Genomic DNA, 2,298 nt, shown 5'->3' on the forward strand with positions numbered 1-2,298 from the left:
TGTCAGCGGTCACGTATTTCCCCAGGTTTGAGGGGTTGTCCGTCACGTAATTCCTCACCTGCCGTCACGTAATTCCCCACCCTGGGGCGTGTCCGGCGGGGGTTGGGGTGCTGCTCAGGTTCGCTCCGTTCAGGTGCCCCGCCCAGGGGGCCTGGAAGGGGCCTGAGGTGGCAAGGAGATCGTGGAACGTGACTGACTTCGTGGAGATGTTCCGGCACTGGAACGCCGGCCGATCCCAGGTGCAGATTTACGAGGCGCTCGGTATCGACCGCAAGACGATCCGCAAGTATTTGGCCCCGGCGCTGGCCGAGGGCCTGCAACCGGCGCCCGGCGGGTCCTTCGATGAGGACCTGTGGCGGGCGCGAGTAGTGCGTTGGTTCCCGGAATTGGTTGACCCGACGGCGCGGGCGGTGAGCTGGCCGTTGATCGCGGTGCATCACGAGTGGATCGACGAGCAGCTGGCAGTGCCAGTGACGGTGGCCACGATCGCCCAACGGCTACGCGACGATCACCGTGTCGATGTGTCGGAATCAACGGTACGGCGTTACATCGCAACAGCTTTCGCTGAGAAACGCCTTTAGGTCAAGGCTACCGTTACCCGGGGTGCGGTCGAACCCGGCAGTGAAGCCCAGATCGACTACGGCAAGCTCGGCATGTGGTGCGACCCCGACTCGGGGCGCCGGGTGGCGGTGTGGGCGTTCGCGATGATCCTGGCGTGTTCGCGAGCCCTGTTCGTTCAGCCGGTGCTGCGGATGGATCAGCGGTCGTGGAACGCCTCGCATGTGGCGGCATTCGAGTTCTTCGGCGGCATCCCTGCCCGATTGGTTTGCGACAACCTGAAAGCCGGGGTGCTGCGTGCGGATCTGTATGACCCGCTGATCAACCCGGCCTACGCTGAGCTTGCCGCGTTCTACGGCGCGCTGATTGATCCGGCGCGGGCCCGAAAGCCCAAGGACAAGCCTCGGGTTGAGCGACCGATGCCCTACATTCGGGATTCGTTCTTCGCCGGGCGGGACTTCACCAGCTTGACTCAGATGCAGGCCGAGGCACTGCGGTGGTCAACCGAGGTTTACGGCGCGCACAAGCATCGCGGTCTAGATGGCCAGAGCCCGGCGTCGGTGTTCGCCGCGCTGGAGCGTGATGCGTTAATGGCGTTGCCGCAGCGTCGATTTGAGACAGTCGTCTACACGGTCGGCACGCTGGCCCCGGATTGCCATGTCAAAGCGGGCAAGGCGTTCTACTCCGCGCCGTGGAAGCTGATGGGTCGCAAACTGCTGGTGCGCACCGCCGGCGACGTGGTGCAAATCTTCTGCGACGACACGGTCGTGGCGACCCACGTGCTGCACTACTCGGGCCGATCGACGAACGTCGAGCACTACCCGCCGAACAAGATCGCCCACACCCTGCGCAACGTGACGTGGTGTCGCACCCAGGCCGAGCAGATCGGCCCCGGTGCCGTCGCGATCGTCGCCGAACTCTCAGTGGTCAACGCCATCCACCGCCTGCGTGCCATCCAGGGGATCATCCGGCTGCGCGACAAATACGGTGCCAACCGCCTCGACGCGGCCTGCGCTCGCGCCCTCGCGGTCGGCGACCCGGGCTACCGCACCGTCAAAGGCATCCTGGCCGCCGGCACCGAACACGGCGACGAAGACTCCTCGCGACGATCAGCCCCGGCGGCGCCGGCGTTGCTGCGCGGCCCCGCCGCCTTCGACACCGAACGCACCGCCTGATCCGAAAGTCATCAAACCACTTCCGCACCAATCATATTCAGTAAAGGACTACACCATGACCATTCACGACCCCAGCCTTCGTGCCGCACTCAAGACCCTCAAACTCACCGGCATGCTCGACACCCTCGATGCCCGCCTGGCCCAAACCCGCGACGGCAAACTCGGCCACCTCGAATTCCTGCAGGTGCTCTGCGAAGACGAAATCGCCCGCCGCGACACCGCCGCCCTGGCACGTCGAATCCGCCGTGCCCGCTTCGAGCAGGCCAACACCTTCGAGGACTTCGACTTCACCGTCAGCCCGAAACTGCCCGCCGCGATGCTGCGCGACCTGGCCGCCCTGCGCTGGCTCGACGCCGGCGAATCGGTGATCCTCTACGGACCGGTCGGAGTCGGCAAAACCCATGTGGCACAAGCACTCGGACACCAAGTAGCCCGACGCGGCGGCGACATCCGCTTCGTGAAATGCTCCCGCATGCTCGCCGACCTCGCCGGCGGCCACGCTGATCGCACCATCGGCCAGCGCATGCGTGAATACACCCGCCCCCTGGTCCTCATCGTCGACGAC

1 protein-coding gene and 1 pseudogene are annotated in these 2,298 nt (G+C 65.4%); both read left to right on the plus strand.

Annotation, left to right across the window (positions count from 1 at the left end; genetic code table 11):
* Positions 1-188: 188 nt before the first annotated feature.
* Positions 189-1,733, plus strand: a pseudogene (gene istA / locus KIH27_RS22020) (IS21 family transposase).
* Positions 1,734-1,788: 55 nt separating this feature from the next.
* Positions 1,789-2,298, plus strand: a 510-nt coding sequence (locus KIH27_RS22025) for an ATP-binding protein (protein ID WP_214095078.1), incomplete at its 3' end; no start/stop codon positions are given.

Origin of the sequence: Mycolicibacter acidiphilus (assembly GCF_018455725.1) — a bacterium.
GTDB lineage: Bacteria > Actinomycetota > Actinomycetes > Mycobacteriales > Mycobacteriaceae > Mycobacterium > Mycobacterium acidiphilum.